The organism is Pseudarthrobacter sp. GA104, assembly GCF_009741265.1.
Classification (GTDB): domain Bacteria; phylum Actinomycetota; class Actinomycetes; order Actinomycetales; family Micrococcaceae; genus Arthrobacter.
In genome coordinates, this window is sequence record NZ_WOWL01000001.1 from 3879252 (window position 1) to 3900026 (window position 20775).

The 20775-nt window shown below is 65.8% G+C and carries 16 protein-coding genes and 2 tRNA genes; 7 read left to right on the forward strand and 11 right to left on the reverse strand.

What is annotated here, in order from left to right; translation table 11 throughout:
- The first annotated feature begins 1 nt into the window (after window position 1).
- Window positions 2–1156: a cysteine desulfurase family protein gene (locus GK109_RS17735; RefSeq protein ID WP_157241864.1), complete on the forward strand. Its 1155-nt coding sequence runs from the start codon at window positions 2–4 to the stop codon at window positions 1154–1156.
- A 28-nt stretch (window positions 1157–1184) separates the two neighbouring features.
- Here the strand turns inward: GK109_RS17735 and GK109_RS17740 are convergent, their stop codons facing one another.
- A complete protein-coding gene (locus GK109_RS17740) occupies window positions 1185–1844 on the reverse strand; it encodes a DUF1684 domain-containing protein (RefSeq protein ID WP_157241865.1) in 660 nt (219 codons plus the stop codon).
- 144 nt (window positions 1845–1988) lie between these two features.
- Between GK109_RS17740 and GK109_RS17745 the strand changes: the two genes are divergently transcribed.
- The gene (locus tag GK109_RS17745; RefSeq protein ID WP_197432491.1) at window positions 1989–2801 is read left to right on the forward strand and encodes a hypothetical protein; all 813 of its coding nucleotides are present in this window, start codon (window positions 1989–1991) and stop codon (window positions 2799–2801) included.
- Between the two features lie 74 nt (window positions 2802–2875).
- Window positions 2876–3682: a transglutaminase family protein gene (locus GK109_RS17750; protein ID WP_157241866.1), complete on the forward strand. Its 807-nt coding sequence runs from the start codon at window positions 2876–2878 to the stop codon at window positions 3680–3682.
- Here GK109_RS17750 and GK109_RS17755 read toward each other — a convergent pair.
- The 8 genes from GK109_RS17755 to bcp all read right to left on the reverse strand — a co-directional run bounded on the left by GK109_RS17755 (window position 3679) and on the right by bcp (window position 13737).
- Window positions 3679–4161 carry a MarR family winged helix-turn-helix transcriptional regulator gene (locus GK109_RS17755; protein ID WP_157241867.1) on the reverse strand — a complete coding sequence of 161 codons (483 nt, stop codon included), beginning with the start codon at window positions 4159–4161 and terminating at the stop codon, window positions 3679–3681. The genes GK109_RS17750 and GK109_RS17755 overlap by 4 nt on opposite strands.
- A complete protein-coding gene (locus GK109_RS17760; RefSeq protein WP_157241868.1) occupies window positions 4161–5270 on the reverse strand; it encodes an LLM class flavin-dependent oxidoreductase in 1110 nt (369 codons plus the stop codon). Before GK109_RS17760 ends, GK109_RS17755 begins: the two co-directional genes overlap by 1 nt.
- A 126-nt stretch (window positions 5271–5396) precedes the next feature.
- Entirely contained in the window at window positions 5397–8630 is a 3234-nt protein-coding gene (locus GK109_RS17765; protein ID WP_157241869.1) for an efflux RND transporter permease subunit, read from the reverse strand.
- Between the two features lie 69 nt (window positions 8631–8699).
- On the reverse strand, window positions 8700–10202 hold the full coding sequence (locus GK109_RS17770; RefSeq protein WP_323056529.1) for a malate:quinone oxidoreductase: 1503 nt from the start codon (window positions 10200–10202) through the stop codon (window positions 8700–8702).
- 79 nt (window positions 10203–10281) lie between these two features.
- Window positions 10282–11952: an ABC transporter substrate-binding protein gene (locus tag GK109_RS17775; RefSeq protein WP_321213830.1), complete on the reverse strand. Its 1671-nt coding sequence runs from the start codon at window positions 11950–11952 to the stop codon at window positions 10282–10284.
- A gap of 210 nt (window positions 11953–12162) precedes the next feature.
- Complete coding sequence (locus GK109_RS17780) at window positions 12163–12837, reverse strand: fasciclin domain-containing protein (protein ID WP_157241871.1); 675 nt, start codon at window positions 12835–12837, stop codon at window positions 12163–12165.
- Window positions 12838–13082: 245 nt separating this feature from the next.
- Window positions 13083–13164, reverse strand: a tRNA-Leu gene (locus GK109_RS17785).
- A 99-nt stretch (window positions 13165–13263) separates the two neighbouring features.
- Entirely contained in the window at window positions 13264–13737 is a 474-nt protein-coding gene (bcp, locus tag GK109_RS17790; protein ID WP_157241872.1) for a thioredoxin-dependent thiol peroxidase, read from the reverse strand.
- A 95-nt stretch (window positions 13738–13832) separates the two neighbouring features.
- On the opposite strand from bcp, the gene GK109_RS17795 reads away from it, so the two are divergent.
- Window positions 13833–14291: a MarR family winged helix-turn-helix transcriptional regulator gene (locus GK109_RS17795; protein ID WP_157243103.1), complete on the forward strand. Its 459-nt coding sequence runs from the start codon at window positions 13833–13835 to the stop codon at window positions 14289–14291.
- Between the two features lie 220 nt (window positions 14292–14511).
- Here GK109_RS17795 and GK109_RS17800 read toward each other — a convergent pair.
- Together GK109_RS17800 and GK109_RS17805 are read right to left on the reverse strand one after the other, a co-directional pair.
- A tRNA-Lys gene (locus GK109_RS17800) sits at window positions 14512–14584 on the reverse strand.
- A 285-nt stretch (window positions 14585–14869) separates the two neighbouring features.
- Window positions 14870–15946, reverse strand: coding sequence for a hypothetical protein (locus GK109_RS17805; RefSeq protein ID WP_157241873.1), 1077 nt, complete (start codon window positions 15944–15946; stop codon window positions 14870–14872).
- Window positions 15947–16212: 266 nt separating this feature from the next.
- On the opposite strand from GK109_RS17805, the gene ilvD reads away from it, so the two are divergent.
- The 3 genes from ilvD (at window position 16213) to ilvN (ending at window position 20735) form a co-directional block, all read left to right on the forward strand.
- Entirely contained in the window at window positions 16213–17931 is a 1719-nt protein-coding gene (gene ilvD / locus GK109_RS17810) for a dihydroxy-acid dehydratase (protein ID WP_157241874.1), read from the forward strand.
- Window positions 17932–18315: 384 nt separating this feature from the next.
- On the forward strand, window positions 18316–20220 hold the full coding sequence (locus GK109_RS17815; protein ID WP_157241875.1) for an acetolactate synthase large subunit: 1905 nt from the start codon (window positions 18316–18318) through the stop codon (window positions 20218–20220).
- Window positions 20221–20222: 2 nt separating this feature from the next.
- Window positions 20223–20735, forward strand: a complete 513-nt coding sequence (gene ilvN / locus GK109_RS17820) for an acetolactate synthase small subunit (RefSeq protein WP_009356538.1) — start codon at window positions 20223–20225, stop codon at window positions 20733–20735.
- Window positions 20736–20775: the final 40 nt, after the last annotated feature.

A 20775-nucleotide genomic window follows, 5' to 3' on the forward strand; every position in this document is an offset into this window, starting at 1 on the left:
CATGATCTTCCTTGATGCTGCCGCCACCACCCCGGTCCGCCGCGAGGTCCTGGACGCCATGTGGCCCTACCTGACCGGCGAGTTCGGAAACCCCTCCAGCCACCACACCCTGGGCGAGGCTGCTGCCAGGGCGCTCGCGGATGCAAGGGCCTCGGTGGCAGCGGTCCTGGGCTGCCGGCCCGGTGAGGTCACCTTCACCTCCGGCGGCACCGAAGCGGACAACCTGGCCGTTAAAGGCATTGCCCTGGCGCGGCAGGCAGCCGACCCCGCGCTGAACCGGGTGGTGATCAGCGGCGTCGAACACCCGGCCGTTGAGGAGTCCGCACGGTACCTGGCACGCTTCCACGCCTTCGAGGTTGACGTGGTGCCGGTGGACGGGACCGGGCAGGTCACTCCCGAGGCGCTCCTCGCAGTACTGCGCCCGGAAACCGCGCTGGTCAGCATCATGTACGCCAACAATGAAGTGGGGACGGTCCAGCCGGTCGCCGAACTGGCCGCCGCAGCACACAGCCATGGGGTTCCCTTCCATACGGATGCAGTGCAGGCGGCGGGCTGGCTGCCCCTTGACACCAGGGCGCTGGGCGTTGACGCGATGAGCCTTTCGGGCCACAAACTGGGGGCACCCAAGGGCTGCGGGGTGCTCTTCGTCCGCGGCCGCACCAGGATCGAGCCGCTGATCCACGGCGGCGGCCAGGAGCGCGGCCGCCGTTCGGGGACGGAGAACGTTGCAGGTGCCGTGGGGCTGGCCGCCGCGCTGGCACTCGCCCAGGCCGGCCAGGAGGAAGAACGACGGCGGGTGGCCGCCCTGCGGGACAGCTTTATTGACGCCGTGCTCACGGGGGTACCGGGGGCGGTGCTGACCGGGCACCCCGCAGAGCGGCTGCCCTCCGTGGCATCGTTCTGCTTCCCCGGAACCAGCGGCGAATCGGTGCTCCTGGAACTGGAGCGCCAAGGGGTGGTGTGCTCGAGCGGCTCCGCCTGCGCAGCCGGGTCCGATGCGCCGTCGCCGGTCCTCACGGCCATGGGGTTCGAGGCTGAGGTGGCCCAGACAGCGGTCAGGTTCAGCTTTGACGCCGCGGTGGCGGGGGAGGACCTGGCGGTTGCCGCCAAAGCTGTCCGGCAGGCAGTGGCAAGCGTGCGGACCCTCGGCTCCTAGCCGTTACGGATGCCCCCGGTGCGACCTGCTAGTAGAGCTCTCCGACGGGGATATCCACGGCCAGCCGGTTTGACGGGCCCGGCAGGGGGCACGCCCAGGCCTCGTTGTAGGCGCAGGACGGGTTGTAGGCAAAGTTGAAGTCCAGGACAAAGGGGGCATCCGGTCCTGTCCCGTGGACGCCGTGGAAGGCTCCCTTGATGGTGTCCAGGAGGTAGCGGCCTGCCCCGTAGCTTCCGCCGGGCTGGCCTGCGGTCGCGTCGCGGAAGGGCACGAAGATGCCGCCGCCGTAGCCCCGCAGCTTCCACACGGCGAGCTGCCCCATCTCGGGGAGGTCGAACGTGCCCATCCTGACGAAGTTCACCACGCCGTCGGTCCCGGTTTCGATGCTCATTTCCCGTCCGGCACCTTCCTTGGTCAGCGGAACGTGGAAACGGAAAATCGGATCATAGTCCGCAGTCTTCAAGCCCCCGAAGCGTGCTTTCTCCTCGGCAGTCAGCGGGGATGCAGGGTGCGTGGCGAACATGAGGTCCCGCTGGTGGCGCCAATACAGATGCGCTTCCGCCGGACTCTCGGCCGAGACTTTGCGGACATTGGCGTACAGGCCAAAGGTCCGGAGGCGCCAGTCGGCGATGTCGACGGCGGAAATGTCCGCCAAATCTTCTTCGGCCGTGCCGTGGTGGGCTTCCATAAGCACCAGCCTAGTCCCCGGCGCCGGAGTTGCGCGTCCGACGACGACACGCATCCCTGCCATACGGCTTCCGCGCATCGGCGCAGGCCGAAACACCGTCCGGGGAAAGGACCCGACGCTGCCGCGTCCCGTTAGGCTGGCTGCATGGAAGGCATGGCAACATCAAGGGCCCTGGCGGGCGCATCAGTGCTCGTGGCCGGCGCGCTCCTGGCAGGATGCTCCACACCGTCAAACAGCGGGCCGGGATGGACAGCGGAGCCTGGCGGGCCGGGCACCGCGGCCGCCTCCACCGCGCCGGCGGAAGCATCAGCGTCAGCAACGGCCTCCGGAAGCGCCAAGCCCGGTGCCACGGAGTCCGCTACGGCCGGGCCCGTGGCCACGGCTTCCGCCTGGAAAACCTTCTCGGACCCTGCAAAGAGCGTGAGTTTCGAGCTGCCGCAGGAGTGGATAGCGCAGTCGGTGGCCCCGGAGGAGGGTGCCCTGCCCGGGGCCTTGAAGGTCGAGGTGAAGAAGCCCGACGGCACCTTCATGGCGGCACTGCGGACGGGACTCCCGCCGTCGTCCGCTGAATGTCCGCAGGACGCGCGGCGGCCCTACACCGTGATCAGCAGCGTGCCGTCGGACATGAAAGCCGAAGGCGGGGAGGGGACCATTCCGCCCAGGGTTGTGTTCAGGGTGATCCAGGGGTACCGGTACTTCGGCTCGTACGGGGTCACGAACCTTGTGGGCGGGGCGGACGGCCAGGCCTGCGAACTGCGCAACGTCATCCGGGGCCCGGCCGGCAAGGGGGACTACTCCTTCGGTGACCTGGTAGCCGTCAGGGCATTCGCGCCAGACGAAAAAGTGGCACCCGCCAAGGCATTCGACACTCTTGGCCAGGCCGCACAGTACGTCGGTGACAGCAGCGACTTCGCCAACGTCCAGCGGATGCTAATGTCTCTGGAGATCAAGAACTAGTCCCCGTTCCCGGCCCACATCAACGGCCGCGACAACCGGCGACTTCCTTCCACTGCCGACACCCCCGGAGAGTCATGGAACGCACTGTTTCCGCACGCCTGGTTTTCAGGACCACAGCCAACACCAAGGTGGCCATGGCCATAGCCGCGGCGAGGAACGACGGCTATTCCTCGTTTGAGGAGAGCCTGTCCATCACAGCCGGCGGCCGGCAGGTTCCCGTGGCCGAGGTGCCGGACCACCACGGCGGCAGGCTGCAGTACATGGAGTTCACCGACCCGGCCGAAGTGACCGTGGAATACTCCGCGACGGTGGGGGGGAAGGCACTGCCCGAGGAAACCGGGCTGGCCGACCGGATCCGGTACGTCCGGCCCAGCCGCTACGCGGAATCTGACCGCCTGTTGCCCACCGCGTATGCCGAGTTCGAAGGACTCTGCGACGGCGAACTGCTGCTCGCCGTCCGGAACTGGGTGAACGGGGAACTCCGGTACATGAGCGGCTCCTCCCGCGGCACGGACGGTGCGGTGGAGACACTCCTCAGCCGCCGCGGGGTGTGCCGCGACTTTGCGCACCTGGCCATTGCGCTGCTGAGGTCCAAGGACATACCCGCACGCCTGGCGGCCGTGTACGCCCCCGGCCTGAGCCCCATGGACTTCCACGCCGTGGCCGAAGCATACGTGGAAGGCGCATGGCACGTCATCGATCCCACCGGGCTGGCCCCGCGGGAGTCGATGCTGCGGATCACGGCGGGCAGGGACTCGGCCGACACGGCGTTCCTGTCCACGGTGGGCGGAAGCCTGACGCTGAACCAGATGCAGGTCACCGCCGTGGTCAACGGAGACCTCCCGGTTGAGGATCCCGCCCGGCTGGTGGCGCTGGGCTAGCCCGGTTCCTGCCGGGGCGGGCGCGGTCCCAGGGAGCTCCTGAGCTTGGTGGTGAGCCTTGTCAGTTCCTTCTGCTCAGCCGGTGTCAGGGCGGGACCCAGGACGGCGGAGATATCGCGCACGTGCTCGCGCCCGATCTCCTTCTGAAGCTCCCGCCCCTCGTCAGTCAGCTTCAGGAGCACGCCACGGCCATCCTCCGGTGCCGGCATCCTGGCCACGAGCCCGCGCTTCTCCAGCCGCTCCACCAGGCGGCTCAGGCTGGACTGGCTCAGCAGGACGTTGTCATTGAGCTCGTTGAGCCGCAGCCAGCCTGACGGGCAGCGGGACAGCGTGAACAGGACGTCGTACTCGTTCACCGCGAGCTTCCGGAACGCAGGCCCGGACTGCAGCTTGCGCATCACCGCCACCTGGGCCCGGAACAGCGACTCCCAGGTCTCTGCTGCGAGGCGGACCGGCGATTCAGGAGCCTTGCCTGCCATCACGCCTCCGCAGCAGACTTCTCGGCATCCTGCGCTGCCAGCAGCGCGGCAACCCGGCCGGCGTGCGTGGGCGGCTCAGGAATGTGCGCGGGCTTGCGGGCGGCGTATTCCTTGCGCAGGACGGGCAGGACTTCCTCGCCGAACAGGTCCAGCTGCTCCAGCACCGTCTTCAGCGGCAGGCCGGCGTGGTCGATCAGGAACAGCTGCCGCTGGTAGTCGCCGAAGTACTCCCGGAACGTCAGCGTCTTTTCGATGACCTCCTGCGGGCTGCCGACGGTCAGCGGCGTCTGGGAGGTGAAGTCCTCCAGTGACGGGCCGTGCCCGTACACAGGGGCATTGTCGAAGTAGGGGCGGAACTCCTTGACGGCGTCCTGGGAGTTCTTCCGCATGAAGAACTGGCCGCCCAGGCCCACAATCGCCTGGTCCGCCTTGCCGTGGCCGTAGTGCTCGTAGCGCTCCCGGTAGAGGCCGATCAGCTGCTGGTAGTGCTCCTTGGGCCAGAAGATGTTGTTGGCGAAGAAGCCGTCCCCGAAGTAGGCCGCCACTTCCGCGATCTGCGGCGTGCGGATGGAACCGTGCCACACGAAGGGAGCGACGCCGTCAAGCGGGCGGGGCGTCGACGTAAAGTTCTGCAGCGGGGTCCGGAACTTGCCGGACCAGTTGACGGTGTCCTCGTCCCAGAGCTTGCGCAGCAGGCTGTAGTTCTCGATGGCCAGCTCCACGCCGTCCTGGATGTTCTTGCCGAACCACGGGTACACCGGCGCGGTGTTGCCGCGGCCCAGGACCAGGTCCACCCGGCCGTCGGCCAGGTGCTGGAGCATCGCGAAGTCCTCGGCGATCTTGACCGGGTCGTTGGTGGTGATCAGCGTGGTCGCCGTTGAAAGGGTGATCCGCTCGGTCTGGGCGGCGATGTAGGCAAGGGTGGTGGTGGGGGAGGAGGAGAAGAACGGCCGGTTGTGGTGCTCGCCCAGGGCGTAGACATCCATCCCGATTTCCTCCACCTTTTTGGCGATGGCCACCGAGGCCTTGATGCGTTCGTTCTCGGTGGGGGTCCGGCCCGTCGTGGGGTCCGTGGTGATGTCGCTGACGCTGAAAACACCGATCTGCATGATGTGCCTTTCCGTTCCTGGACTGCTGGCTTGTTCCCAGTGTAGTCCAATTTAGATGCATTTGCATCTATCGACGGGTACAACGCGTCCTGCGGGAAAATATTCCGGGCCTGCCGTCGGCCCTGCCTATTCGGGGCTTCCGGGTGCAGCGCGCCTGCCGCTGGTTTTCCGCACCATGCCGGTGGTCCAGTCCCGGAACTCCTCATCGACGTCAGCCCCGGGGCCGAATTCCGGCCTCGCCTGCAGTTCCCGGAGCAGGGCCTTCCTCTCGCGCCGGCCCTCCACCAGCCTGTACAGGACAGGCACCAGGACCAGGGTGAGGGCCGTGGAGGAGATGAGCCCTCCGATGACCACCACAGCCAGGGGCTGCGAGATAAAGCCGCCGCCGCCCGTGAGGCCCAGCGCCATGGGGGTGAGGGCGAACACGGTTGCAAGGGCTGTCATCAGGATGGGACGCAGGCGCTGGCGCGACCCGTGCGTGATCGCGTCCGCAACGTTCATGCCCGGCCGTCCGTCGCGCGGCTGCCGGTACTGGTTGATGAGGTCGATGAGCACGATCGCGTTGGTGACCACAATGCCCACCAGCATGAGCATGCCGATCAACGAAGGCAGTCCCAGCGGGACCCCGGTGACCAGGAGCAGTGCGACGGCCCCGGTGGCCGCGAACGGCACCGAGACCAGGAGGATCAGCGGCTGGATGAGCGACTTGAAGGTGGCCACCATGATGACGTAGACGATGGCGATTGCCGCCAGCAGCGCGAGCCCGAGCTGCTGGAAGGACTCCTGCTGCTGGGTGGTGGCACCGCCGATTTCGGCAGTGACGCCCGCCGGCAGCTGTACTTCTTCGAGCCGTTTCTGGACCTCCGCGTTGACGGCGCCCAGGTTGGAGCCCGACGGCGTCACGGAGATCCGCGCTGTGCGCTGGCCGTTGCTGGCGGTGATGGATACAGGGACGTCCACCTGTTCAACCGCGGCGATGGTGCCGAGCGTGACAGGGCCCCCGGCTGCCGGCAGGGAAATTTGCCGGACGGCGTCGATGCTGGTGAACCTGGTGCCTTTGCCAATCCGGACCGGGAAGTCATCCGTGTCGATCCGGACGGTTCCGGCGGGGATGGGGCTGATGGTGGATGCGAGCACGCCCGCAACCTGTTCCTCGTTGAGCCCGGCGGCGACGGTCTTCGCCCGGTCAACCTTGACCTGGACCACCGGCTGGCTTGCCGCGAGGTTGGTTGCCACCTCGCTGGTGCCCGGTACGCCGGTCATCGCCGAAACCATCGTGTCGCTGGCCTCGCGGAGGTCGGCGGTGGTGGCGGCCTTGAGCGTGATGTCCACCGTGGACGATGTGCCGAAGCCGCCCTGTTGGGTGCCCACCGAGACCTTCCCGGAATCGGGGACCTTTGCCAGTTCGCTCCGCACCGTCTCCTGCAGCCGTGCCTGGTTCGCCTTTTCGTCCGTGACCACCGTGAACGTGGAGTTCGAGGACCCGGTGGAGGTGAGCGCGGCGAACCCGGCCTGCGCGTTGCCGGACGTCACCTGGACGTCCTTCACGCCGTCGATGCCTCGAAGGACTTCTTCCAGCCGGACGGCCGCTGCGCTGGTGTCGGCCAAACTGGTTCCGGCGGGCAGTACCTGGCGGACCGTGAGGCTGTTCTGGCCCGAGTTACCCAGGAGGTTCGTGGCCAGCAGGGGCGTCATGGCCGCCGTTGCGCCAAGCACCAGGACGGCGGCAACAAGGGTGAGCACCGGATGCTTCTGGGTTTTGGTGAGGATGGGCAGGTACCCGCGCTGGAGCCTGCTCCGCTGTTCCGCTTCCAGCGCCCGTTCCCGCACCTCGTCCGCGTTGCGGCGGGCAGCTGCTGAACCTGCCGCAGCCGCACCGGCCGCGGCGCCGGTGTTCTTCAGGAACCAGTACGCCAGCACCGGGACGATGGTCAGCGAAACCAGCAGGGATGCAAGCAGCGCCATGGTGACCGTGAGGGCAAACGGCCTGAACAGCTCGCCCGCGAGCTCACCCACGAAGGCAATGGGGAGGAAGACCGCAACGGTGGTGAGCGTGGATGCGGTAATGGCCCCCGCCACCTCCCTGATGGCGGTCAGGATGGCGGTGACCTTGTCTTCGCCGTAGCTCAGGTGCCGCTTGATGTTTTCAATGACCACAATGGAGTCGTCCACCACCCGGCCGATGGCGATGGTGAGCGCGCCGAGCGTCAGGATGTTCAGGGAATATCCGGTGGCGGACAGGCCGATAAAGGTGATCAGCAGCGAGAGCGGGATGGAGACTGCCGTGACCAGGGTGGAGCGGGTGGACATCAGGAAGACAAGGATGACCGCCACCGCGAAACCCAGCCCCAGCATGCCCTCGGTAGTGAGGTCCTTGATGGATTTTTCGATGAACGGTGCCTGGTCGAACACCGGGGTGAACTTGGCGTTCGAGCCAAGTTCGGCTTCGAGTTCGTCGAGGGTGTCCCGGACTGCGTGCGAAATGCCCACCGTGTCGCCTTCAGGCTTTTTGGTGATGGACACGGCAAGCGTTTCCGAACCGTTGGTCCGGGTGATGGAGGTGCGTTCGTCATCTTTGAGGGCGACGTCCGCCACGGCGCCGATCGTGGCGGCGTTCCTGGCCCCGGCAAGCGGAAGCGCCTTGATGGCGTCCAATGAATCGACCGGGCTGCCGATCTGCAGTGACAGCGTCTTGCCCTGCTCCTCCAGCGTTCCGGCCGGGATCAGCGCACCGTTGTTGGCCATCGCATCCCGGATGGAGGCGATGGTGGCGCCCGATGCCTCCATCGCGTCGGGCCGGGGAAGGATCTCGATGTGCTGGGTAGCGCCGCCTGTCACGTCGGCGCCCCGGACGCCGTCGATCTTCTGCAGGCGGGGCACGCTCAGCCGCTGGAGGTCGGCGTTGAGTTCGCTGAGGCCCTTGTCCGAGGAAACCGCCAGGAAAACGATGGGAAAATCATTGATGCTGCCGGCGAAGGCCTGCGGTTGGACGTCCTCGGGCAGGGTCCGCTTGGCGTTGGAGATGGCCCGGTCAATCTGGTTCCGTGCCCGGTCCAGGTTGGAACCGTACGTGAACACCATGGTGATCTGGGAGACGCCGTTGCGGGACGTGGAGGAGGTGGATTCCAGCCCCTCCACGCCGTTCAGGGCAGTCTCCAGCGGCCCGCTCACCTGCTTGTCCACCACCTCCGGGGAGGCGCCCGGCATGGCGGTCAGCACGGTGATCTGCGGGAACTCGATCGACGGGATGAGTTCCTGCTTCAGCGACGACATGGTGATCACGCCAAAGACGGACGCGAAGACAGTAACCAGTGCGATCAGGGCCCGGTTCGCAAGTGAGAGTTGTGCCAGCCGGAACATCGCATGGTCTCCTGAGGGGTTGACTGACGGATACGGACCCGGACGTGCCGGCCGCCGGCCCCGGCAGGGTCAGCGGCTGGCGGAAACGCTCTCCAGCTGAAGCGACTTGGCTGTTGCCTTTTCCAGCTCGACGGCAAGCTCCGGGTTCTCGTCCAGCTTGACCCCGTAGCCGGGCATCATGTCCTTCAGCTTGGACTGCCAGCCCTTGAAGTTCCGCGGGAAGGTCTTCTTCAGCAGTTCGATCATGATAGGGACCGCAGTGGATGCTCCGGGCGACGCGCCCAGGAGCGCGCCGATGGAACCGTCACGGCCGGCGATCACTTCAGTTCCGAACTGGAGGATGCCGCCCTTCTGCGGATCTTTCTTGATGATCTGTACACGCTGGCCGGCTGTGATCAGTTCCCAGTCACCATCCTTGGCCTCCGGGTAGTACTCACGCAGCGCTTCGACTTTGTCGCCGTGGCGCTTGGCCACTTCCTTGACCAGGTACGCGGTGAGGTCCATGTTGTCCTTCGCCACCGCCAGCATTGGAATGATGTTGCTCGGCCTGATGGACCGCGGAAGATCGAGGTAGGAACCGTTCTTCAGGAAGTTGGTGGAGAACCCGGCATACGGTCCGAACAGCAGCGAACGCTTTCCGTCCACGTACCGGGTGTCAAGGTGGGGCACCGACATGGGCGGCGCGCCCACCGATGCCTGGCCGTAGACCTTGGCACTGTGCTGGGCGGCGATGGTCTCGTCCGTGCAGCGGAAGAACTGCCCGGAGACCGGGAACCCGCCGTAGCCCTTGCTTTCCGGGATGCCCGAAGCCTGCAGCAGGTGCAGGGCGCCGCCGCCGGCACCCACAAACACGAACTTGGCGTGGATCTTGCCGTGCTCGCCTGACTTGGGGTACTTCAGCGAAAGGTCCCAGCCGCCGTCGGACGCCCTGGAGATGCCCGTGACGTCATGGCCGAAGTTGATTTCGACGCCGTTGTTCCCAAGGTAGGTGGTCAGTTCGCGGGTGAGTGCCCCGAAGTCGACGTCGGTGCCCTCCGCGGCGCGGGTAGCGGCGATGCGCTGCTTGGGATCGCGCCCCTTCACGATCAGCGGCGCCCACTTGGCGATCTGGCCGTGGTCCTCGGAGTACTCCATGCTCCGGAACAGGGTGTGGGGCTTGAGTGCCTCGTACCGGGTCCGCAGGAAGCGCGTGTGGTCCTCGCCGATGACGAAGCTCATGTGCGGCACGGTGTTGATGAAGCCCTTGGGAGAGCCGATCAGGTTCCGGTCCACCAAATGGGACCAGAACTGGCGGGACAACTGGAACTGTTCATTGATCTGCAGTGCCTTGGAGGGGTCCACTGAGCCGTCTTTGGCTGCAGGGGAATAGTTGAGTTCGCAGAGGGCAGCGTGGCCGGTGCCGGCGTTGTTCCACGGGCCGGAGCTTTCCAGCCCGGGCTGGTCCAGCCGTTCGAACAGGGAGATGGTCCAGTCCGGCTCCAGCTGCTTGAGGAATGCCCCCAGTGTGGCGCTCATGATGCCGCCGCCAATCAGGACGACGTCGGCATGTGGGGTCTTGGAAATGAAGGTCACGATCAGTCTCCGATTGCAGCGGCTCTGGCTGTCACAGAATATCCCCGGGCAGCGGACATACTGAAATTGGGCCGCTCCGTCAAGGCTTTAGTTGCACCTTCGTGAAAACTTCATTTAAGACCGGCGACGCCGGATAGCTCAGGACACGGTCGGACAGGGCCAGGGCGGAGATGGGGAAGGCGACGGGGACTGCGGGTACGGTCGCCGCAATCTGGGCGTTGATGGTGTGATATTGCTCATCCCGTTCCTTGCCTTCGGGCAACCCGCGCGCCCGGTTGATCTTCGAAAAGACCTGGGGATCATGGTAGCCAAACTCGCCGTTCTTCTCCCCGAAGAGGGGGCCCACGAAATTATCGGCATCGGAGTAGGAGCCGTTCCAGCCCAGGAGATGGAGCGCGTGGTCGCCGGGGGACTGCACCTTCTGCAGGTAGCCGTCGGACCAGTCCACCGGAACCGGCTGGATGTTGAATCCGACGGCGGTGAGCTGGCGGCTGATCTCGGCATAGACCTTCTCGGGGGTGGGCAGGTAGGGGCGGGTGACGTTCAGGGGGTAGTAGAACTTGAGTTCCTCGCCGGCGTACCCGCCCTCCTTCAGGTACTCCTTGGCCTTGGCGGGGTCGTGGCCCAACTCCGGGGCCTCGTTGTTGAATCCGCTGATCTTGGGCGGGACGAACTGCGTGGCCTTGGCCGTGTTGTCGATGAAGAACCTGCGGATCAGGGTCTCCTTGTCGATCGCCATTTCGATCGCCTGGCGGACCTTCAGGTTCTGGAGCACGGGGACATCCTGGTTGATGCCCACGTACATGACGGAGAAGGGGTCGCGCTGGACGATCTGCTTTCCGCGCTTGACCAGTTGGTCGAAGTTGCCCACCGTTACGGCGTCATAACCGTCGATCTTGCCGTCGAGCAGGGCCTGGAGCCTGGCCTGCGGGTGGTCGTAGGCGACGAAGTTGATGGTGGAAATCTGGCCGCGTTCGCCCCAATAGGACTTGTTGGTGGCCAGCGTAACGCTTCCTTCGTCCCAGGAGGAAAGGCTGAACGGACCGGTTCCCACCGGCTTGGTGCCAAAGGCGGAGACGGGCTGGCCGCCGCGGCTTTGGTCTAGGACGTCGGCCTTGCCCGCGGCGAGGGCGGCAGGGGAGGCCATGGCAAAGGCCGGCAGCGTAAGGGCCTGGAGGAAGGCGGTGAACCGCTGGGTAAGGTCAATCCTCACAGTGTCCGCTGAGAGTGCGGTGCAGCTTTTGAAGATGGAGAGCTCCGGCTCATCCGAATGCGCCTTGAAGACACCCTTGAAGGTTCCGCCCGGAGCCTGCCGCCTCAACTCCGCGGAAAAGGCGAACCAGCGGTTGAAGTTGACGCAGACGGCCTCCGCGTTGAACGGGGTCCCGTCCTGGAAAACGACGTCGGAGCGGAGTTTGAAGGTGTAGGAACGGCCTTCGTTCGATTCAGTCCACTCCGTGGCGAGCAATGGCGTGGGCTTTCCGGTGATTTGGTCCACTCCCACCAGACCTTCGAGGATCTGGCGGGTAATGCGCTGGGACTCGACATCGTTGGACAGGGCAGGATCCAGGCCCAGGGGCTGGGCAGCAGTTCCAAAATTGAAGGTGGCGGCGGGCTCGGCGGCGGTTGTTGCGCTGGGGGAGTCCGACGACGGCGAGGGGGCGGGGACGGCCGTGCAGGAGGTCACGCCCAACGCCAGGAGGACAGCGCCCGTCTTGATGACTGTCCGCCGCGAAGTACTGCTGGGCACTCGTTTATCACCTCTGGATCTGCCGGAGCCGCCGCGTGCGGACCGAAGCCCAGTCTAATAGACGCCACCTGCAGATCCCTGGCGCCGCCGGGTGTTCCGGCCGCGGGGCAGCAGCGGCCTCCGCGGCACAGGGAAGCCGGGGGCCATCCTTTCGGCAGGCCCCCGGCTTCGCTGTTCCCGCGGACACGGTGGGGTGTCCGCACCTGGTGGCTACTTGGGCATCAGCACCGAGTCGATCAGGTAGACGGTGGCGTTCTTGGTCTGGACGCCGCCGCAGACCACGTTGGCGTTATCTACCTTGAGCTGGTCACCGCTGCCCGTGACAGTAACTGAACCGCCCTGGACCGTAGCGTGGGTGCCGGCGATCTTGTCGGGGGTGATCTGGCCGGGAACAACGTGGTAGGTCAGGATCTTGCTCAGGAGGGCGTCGTCCGTCTTCAGGGTTTCGATGGTGGCGGCATCGATCTTGGCGAAGGCGTCATCCACCGGAGCGAAGACCGTGAACTCGCCGCCGTTCAGGGTGTCCACCAGGTCAACCTTGGGGTTCAGCTTTCCGGAAACGGCGGCGGTGAGGGTTGTCAGGATCGGGTTGTTGGACGCTGCAACCGCCACCGGATCGAGGGCCATGCCTTCCACGGAGCCTGCACCTGAGGGGACCTTTTCGGCGTAGCCCGCGCAGCCCGGGCCAACCAGGTTGGCCGCCGGATCCATGGCCGCAGCGGAGGCGGTGGCGGACGGTGAAGGCGCCATGCTCGTAGCCGCCGGCGATTCCGCGGGAGCGGAGGAGCCGGACGTCGATGCCGAACCGCCACAGGCGGTGAGGCTGAGCAGAGCTGCTGCTGCTACGCCTGCGACGGTGAAGGTTGTGCGCTTGATGGTCTGCATTTCGGTTCTCCTTGGATTGTGGCGTCTGCCCGCCGCGGACACACTGTCGGACGGCGTCGTTCGAATCTTGCTGGTGGGCACCTGCCCTTGGCCGGTGTCTCACTGGGTATTCGGCCGGGGGCGGGACGCGGATGGGTGCATTCCAAGGACTTTTTCGGCGGCCTGCGAATTTTGCCGTGCATAAGCGCAGGTGGCGGGCCGGTTAAACGGAGTGGTCCCCCGGCCACAGCCGGGGGACCACATAGTGCGCAAGGGGGGACTTGAACCCCCACGCCCGAAGGCACAGGAACCTAAATCCTGCGTGTCTGCCAATTTCACCACTCGCGCAGGGCTTCCTGCCGCCGTTTCCCTTCGGCAGGGCCCGACGGCGGATGCCAGTGTCCATTGTAGCGTCGCCACGGCAGGGCCTTGGTTAGCGCCGCACGGTCAGGCGTCGAGGTTGAGGTCCCGCCGCAGCTTGGCAACGTGGCCCGTGGCCCTGACGTTGTACTGGGCCAGCGCAACCTTGCCCTCGGGGTCCACCACGATGGTGGAACGGATCAGTCCCTCGTAGGTCTTGCCGTAGTTCTTCTTCTCGCCCCAGGCACCGTACGCCTCCGCAACGGCATGGTCCGCGTCCGAGAGCAAGGGAAAAGTGAGCTCTTCCTTTGCCGCGAACTTCGCCAGTTTTTCCACCGGATCGGGGGAGATGCCCAGCACGTCGTAGCCGGCCGACTGGAGAGAGGCAAGGTTGTCGCGGAAATCGCACGCCTCCTTGGTGCACCCCGGTGTTGCGGCTGCCGGGTAGAAGTACACAATGGTGTGGCGGCCGGGGCGCCCGGACAAACTGACGTCCGCGCCGGAAGAGTCCTTCAGTGTGAAACCGGGCGCGTCGTCGCCGGTTACGAGTCTGTCAGCCAATGTTTTTCTCCTTTTCGCGGGCGGGACACACCAGCCTAGTAAGGGCAGGGAACCAGTGCTAATCGGCACTTGGCTATACTTGCTGCATGCCTGATATGGATCACTGGCCCACGGGGCGCCTCTTGTCCACTGCTGCGCGCCTCGTTGAACACTCCTGGAATGAAAAACTGGGTGCCATCGGCCTCACCCATGCGGGAGTCATTGCCATCGAGGTTCTCGATGCGCAAGGCCCCATGACCCAGGCGCAGCTTGCCCAATACGTTCGTGTCCAGGCGCAGACTATGGGTAAGACGCTCAGCCGCCTTGAGGCCCACGGACACATCGTCCGCGTCCGCAGCACGTCGGACCGCCGGAGCCATGTGGTGTCCCTCACCGAGCAGGGCAAAGAAGCCGTTAAGGCCGCGGTGGAAATGGAACGGTCGGTGCTGGCGTCAGCCTCAATTGATCCGGACTTGCTGCGTCAGGAACTCCAGGCTGTCGTGCGCGAACTGGCCAGCCAGTTCGCCACAACCCCCAGCTCCGCCAACGGCGCGCTGGTGGAGAACACACCCTAGAAGTAAGGCGCCGGGCTAGTCGCCGGCGGGCAGGCGTGACTGCGGCCTCCAAGGGCTGCGGTCACGCCTTTTTTGTTGCCCGAGGACGGCCCCCGGCCACCTTCGCAACGTCGGCGCCATGCAGGTCCCTCCGCGGTGGCCAGGGGCCGAAACAAGTGGGGACACAGCAAAACAGCCTCCTGCTCGCGTTTCCGCGAGCAGGAGGCTGTTTTCCCAATCGTGCACCCCCCGGGACTTGAACCCGGAACCCATTGATTAAGAGTCAATTGCTCTGCCAATTGAGCTAGAGGTGCATCTTTTTGCTGTGATCACCGGCTTTTCTTTCCCGGTTGATCTCCGCAACGACATGAAACTCTACACGAACTTTTTGCGCATGTGAAATCGGGTGGAAAGCAGGGCCCACATCGAGGGGGAGGGGGCAGAACCAGCATAAAATCAGGGTTTTTATTGTCGGGTGGGAGCCGGAATCCGCCCTTCGGCGTCCTGGCGACGTCGCGGATCGTGCCGTACGGGCCTGTGAAATGGGCCACAGGGCAGCAGTGAAACCGATGATGGTGCCGTAGGTGCCGGCGCGGGCCTTACTCGAGCCGTTTCCGGCGGGGAACCCGGAAGCCCGCGGCCTCGGCATGGGCGGCCGACTCAAACCAGACCTCAGCCCGCGCCTGGTCATATTCGGGATGCCCCTCCTCGTAATAGACCATGGTTCCGGCGTCACCCTTGACCGTGTAGCCGGCCGGTCCGCTGCCATCCGCTCCCGCGGCCGCTGAGCCCGCCCCGTAGGGTTCATCCGCCGCCAGGTGTCCTGCGGGTTCCGTCGCTGCTGCGGCCTGGGGCTGTCGGGCGTGGTCGGCTCCGTTTTCAGTCACGGCGGATTCAGTCACGGCGGAAGACTGGGTGCGGTCCGCCGTTTCTGCCGCGGGCGCGCTGTCGGGAACGACGGCAGCTGTCGGCGTTGCGGGCGCGCCGCCACCGGCGGGCTGGCCCGCGGCAGAGGCACTCGCAGCACCACTTGCAGTGCCGTTTTCAGTACCGGCACCCGCCGGCGTGGAAGCCCGGCCCGCCGGACCGGCGTCGTCCAGGTCCTCCACCGCCGCCGTCTCGGCGCCCGGGAGGGTGGGGGCGTGCGGCTCCGTGTATTCAGGGTGATGGACCGGCCGGGATGCCGGCGCCGGCTCTGCCGGCTGGTCCGCGGGAGCCGGGGAAGGAGCCGCCGTGGACGCGCCACCGGTCCCGGCCGGGCTTTCCTGCAGAGGACTTTCCTGCGGCCCGCGGTGGGATGCTCCGCCGGCTGCAACGACGGAGGAGCCCGAGGCCTCGGACCATTTGGTTTCCCACTCGTCCTCGTCCTGGCTGCGGCGCTCGTCCTGGCCGGGTACTGGCGGGACTGCAGCCGGTGCCGCCGTATCTGCGGGTTCCTCTGCGGTGGTCGGCGCTGCAGGTTCGGCGGGACGGCCGAAACCTGCTGCGCCGGGAAGGCCGGTGGTGCCGGCTGCTTCAGCAGAGGCAGCGGCGCTTCCGCCCGAGAGCGCTCCGTCGGTGCGCGTGCCCTCGGCGCCGGACCTCCCGGACGGCTTGGATGCACTGTTGCGGTTCAGCAACCACCACACAACGCCGATGATGACAATGATCAGGATGATCCAGAAAACGAAATCCATGGCAGGCCCTTCAGTCCGGATGGCAAGGTGTCTTTTCCTGACGCTACGTCCGGCGGCCACGACTGTCCAGATTGACGGCAGTGGCTGTTGCGCGGGGCGGGGCATGGAAGACGCCCGTGAGCCAGCGCCGGGCGGGACGGGCCTCGAACGACTCGTCTCACTATGCGAGATGGCAGTCCATGATCCGGCATCGAATTTCAGGCTTTTGGTATTGAGGGGCGTGAACCTGTCGTTCCGGTGTGCAGCCGAGCCCTAGACTTTCCCCTATGAGTGACGCCCAGATCGCAACCGAGAACAAGCCTGACATCAAACCCCGGAGCCGGGTCGTAACGGACGGAATCCACGCGGCGCCCGCCCGCGGCATGTTCCGGGCGGTCGGTATGGGAGATGACGACTTCGCCAAGCCCCAGGTCGGCGTCGCCAGTTCCTGGAACGAAATCACTCCCTGCAACCTCTCCCTGAACCGGCTTGCGCAAGGCGCCAAGGAAGGCGTCCACGCCGGCGGCGGGTTCCCCATGCAGTTCGGCACCATTTCGGTTTCCGACGGCATCTCCATGGGCCATGAGGGCATGCACTTCTCCCTGGTGTCACGCGAAGTCATTGCCGACTCCGTGGAGACCGTTATGCAGGCGGAGCGGATTGACGGTTCGGTCCTGCTGGCCGGCTGCGACAAGTCCCTCCCCGGCATGCTGATGGCAGCTGCCCGCCTGGACCTGTCCAGCGTCTTCCTTTACGCCGGTTCCATCATGCCGGGCTGGGTCAAGCTTGAGGACGGCTCCGAGAAGGAAGTCACCCTCATCGATGCATTCGAGGCCGTTGGTGCCTGCGCCGCGGGCAAGATGAGCATGGAGGACCTGACCCGCATCGAAAAGGCCATCTGCCCCGGCGAAGGTGCCTGCGGCGGGATGTACACGGCCAACACCATGGCCTGCATCGGCGAGGCCCTGGGCATGTCCCTGCCCGGCTCGGCCGCCCCGCCCTCGGCAGACCGCCGTCGTGATGAATTCGCCCGCAAGTCAGGCGAGGCAGTGGTCAACCTGCTCCGCCAGGGCATCACTGCGCGCGACATCATGACCAAGAAAGCGTTCGAGAACGCCATCGCCGTCACCATGGCCTTCGGCGGCTCCACCAACGCCGTGCTGCACCTCCTGGCGATCGCCCGCGAGGCCGAAGTTGAGCTGACGCTGGATGACTTCAACCGCATCGGCGACAAGATCCCCCACCTGGGCGACCTCAAACCGTTCGGCCGCTACGTCATGACCGACGTGGACAGGATCGGCGGCGTGCCGGTGATCATGAAGGCACTGCTCGACGCCGGCCTGCTGCACGGCGACTGCCTCACCGTCACCGGCAAGACCGTGGCCGAAAACCTCGACGCCATCAACCCGCCGGATGTGGACGGCAAGATCCTGCGCGCCCTGGACAACCCCATCCACAAGACCGGCGGCATCACCATCCTGCACGGCTCCATGGCGCCCGAGGGCGCAGTGGTGAAGAGCGCAGGCTTCGATGCCGATGTCTTTGAAGGCACCGCCCGAGTCTTCGAGCGTGAACAGGGAGCCCTGGACGCCCTGGACAACGGCCGGATCCACGCCGGGGACGTCGTCGTTATCCGCTACGAAGGCCCCAAGGGCGGTCCGGGCATGCGCGAGATGCTCGCCATCACGGGCGCCATCAAGGGCGCAGGCCTGGGCAAGGACGTCCTGCTCCTTACCGACGGCCGGTTCTCCGGCGGCACCACAGGCCTGTGCATCGGCCACGTGGCCCCGGAAGCGGTCGACGGCGGCCCCATCGCCTTCGTGAAGGACGGTGACCGTATCCGCGTGGACATCGCAGCCCGCAGCTTCGACCTGCTGGTCGACGAGGCCGAGCTCGAAGCCCGCAAGGTGGGCTGGGAGCCGCTCCCGGCCAGGTACACCAAGGGCGTGCTCGCCAAGTACGCCAAGCTGGTGCACAGTGCCAGCACAGGCGCATACTGCGGCTGATGCCTTCCCCTTGCATGAGGCGCTGAGCGCCTCATGCAAGGGGCCCCTCGGCATCACCCTTGTTAAGCCCTTCCGGGCCAGGGTGATTGGCTGTAGGTTTTGATCCTTCCGCTGGAGGATCAATAAGTGGACAATGGGGTCCACATGGTGAGATCGTGACACGGCTCGTTGACACGCATCTCGCCCAGAGGGAAAACTGAACGCATGACTTTCGTTACCAGCTGCGCTGTTGCAGAAGCAGTCGTCGTCCTTAGCAAGCGCGTGGCCCACTAGCCCCGGCAACGAACTGTCACGCGCGAACCCCTCGAAGAGCCGCCAGGCTGAGGGGTTTTTTTATTTCCCGCAGTTTCCACGAACCACAGATGATCCACAAGGAAGAGTCCGATGAGCAAAGGATCGCCCATCAGCCCCTCGCTGATGGCCACCAAGTCCGCCGGAGCCGCCAAGGCTCCGGACCGCGCCGACCGGACGGCTGAGAACGCCGTCGTCGCCGAGCTTGCCGCCGTCTCTCCTGTCCTTGGGCCGAACAACGTCGTACCCCCGACGGTGATGACCGGCTCGCAAGCAATTGTCCGCTCGCTCGAAGAACTCGGCGTCGACGATATTTTCGGTTTGCCCGGTGGCGCGATCCTGCCCACCTACGACCCCTTGATGGCCTCCAGCATGAACCACGTGCTGGTCCGTCACGAACAGGGAGCCGGCCACGCCGCGCAAGGCTACGCCATGGTGACCGGGCGGGTGGGCGTCTGCATCGCCACCTCGGGCCCGGGCGCCACCAACCTCGTTACCGCCATCATGGATGCCCACATGGACTCCGTTCCGCTGGTGGCCATCACCGGCCAGGTGTCCAGCGGTGTGATCGGCACCGACGCGTTCCAGGAAGCCGACATCGTGGGCATCACCATGCCCATCACCAAGCACTCGTTCCTGGTGACCGACCCCAACGACATCCCGCATGTCATGGCGGAAGCGTTCCACCTCGCTTCCACCGGGCGCCCCGGTCCCGTCCTCGTGGACGTGGCCAAGGACGCCCAGGTAGGCGAGATGACCTTCTCCTGGCCGCCGCGCATCGACCTGCCCGGTTACCGCCCGGTCACCCGAGGGCACAACAAGCAGGTACGCGAGGCCGCCAAGCTGATTGCCGCGGCCAGCAAACCCGTGCTGTACGTGGGCGGCGGTGTCATCAAGGCGCACGCATCCGCTGAGCTGCTGGCACTCGCCGAGGCCACGGGAGCCCCGGTCGTCACCACGCTGATGGCCAAGGGCGCGTTCCCGGACTCACACCCGCAGCACATGGGAATGCCCGGCATGCACGGCACCGTTTCGGCGGTGACTGCCTTGCAGCAGTCGGACCTGTTGATCACCCTCGGTGCCCGGTTTGACGACCGCGTCACCGGCGTGCTGAAGACGTTCGCACCGATGGCCAAGGTCATCCACGCCGACATCGACCCGGCCGAAATCTCCAAGAACCGCACTGCGGATGTGCCGATTGTTGGTTCGGTCAAGGAGATCATTCCGGAGCTCACCGAAGCCGTCCGCACCCAGTTCGAGGCGTCGGGCACCCCGGACCTCACCACCTGGTGGGCCTTCCTCAACAACCTCAAGGAAACCTACCCGCTGGGCTGGACCGAGCCGGACGACGGCCTGACCGCCCCGCAGAAGGTCATCGAGCGGATCGGCGCCCTGACCGGTCCGGAAGGCATCTACGTGGCAGGCGTTGGCCAGCACCAGATGTGGGCAGCTCAGTTCATCAAGTACGAGCGCCCGCATGCGTGGCTCAACTCGGGCGGCGCCGGCACCATGGGCTATGCCGTGCCGGCTGCGATGGGCGCCAAGGTGGGCGAGCCGGACCGGGTGGTCTGGGCCATCGACGGCGACGGCTGCTTCCAGATGACCAACCAGGAACTGGCCACCTGCGCCATTAACAAGATCCCCATCAAGGTTGCCGTCATCAACAACTCCTCCCTGGGCATGGTGCGTCAGTGGCAGACCCTCTTCTATGAAGGCCGCTACTCGAACACCGACCTGAACACCGGCCACGACACCGTCCGCATCCCGGACTTCGTCAAGCTGGGGGAGGCGTACGGCTGCGCCTCGTTCCGCTGTGAACGCGACGAGGACATCGACGCCACCATCCAGAAGGCCCTCGAAATCAATGACCGCCCCGTAGTCATCGACTTCGTGGTGAGCCCCAACTCCATGGTGTGGCCGATGGTGCCCGCCGGCGTGAGCAACGACCAGATCCAGGTTGCCCGCAACATGACCCCGGAATGGGAAGAAGAGGACTGACCATGAGCCGCCACACACTTTCCGTCCTGGTGGAAGACAAGCCGGGCGTCCTGACCCGGGTTGCGAGCCTCTTCGCCCGGCGCGCCTTCAACATCAACTCCCTGGCCGTAGGCCCCACCGAGGTTCCGGGCATTTCCCGGATGACGGTCGTTGTCGACGCCGACGGCGACCTCATCGAGCAGGTCACCAAGCAGCTCAACAAGCTGATCAACGTCATCAAGATCGTTGAGCTGACTTCCGAATCTTCCGTACAGCGCGACCACATCCTGGTCAAGGTACGTGCGGATGCCGCAACACGCCTGCAGGTTACCCAGGCCGCAGACCTGTTCCGTGCCGCCGTCGTCGACGTGTCCACAGACTCGTTGGTGATCGAGGCAACCGGTACCCCGGAGAAGCTCGCAGCGCTGCTTTCAGTGCTGGAGCCCTTCGGCATCCGCGAAATCGTGCAGTCCGGCACCCTGGCCGTTGGACGGGGATCCCGCTCCATGAGTGACAGGGCGCTGCGCTCCGCTTAGGCCCTCAAGGTCCCGCGCGGCAGTACGCAACGCCCGTAAC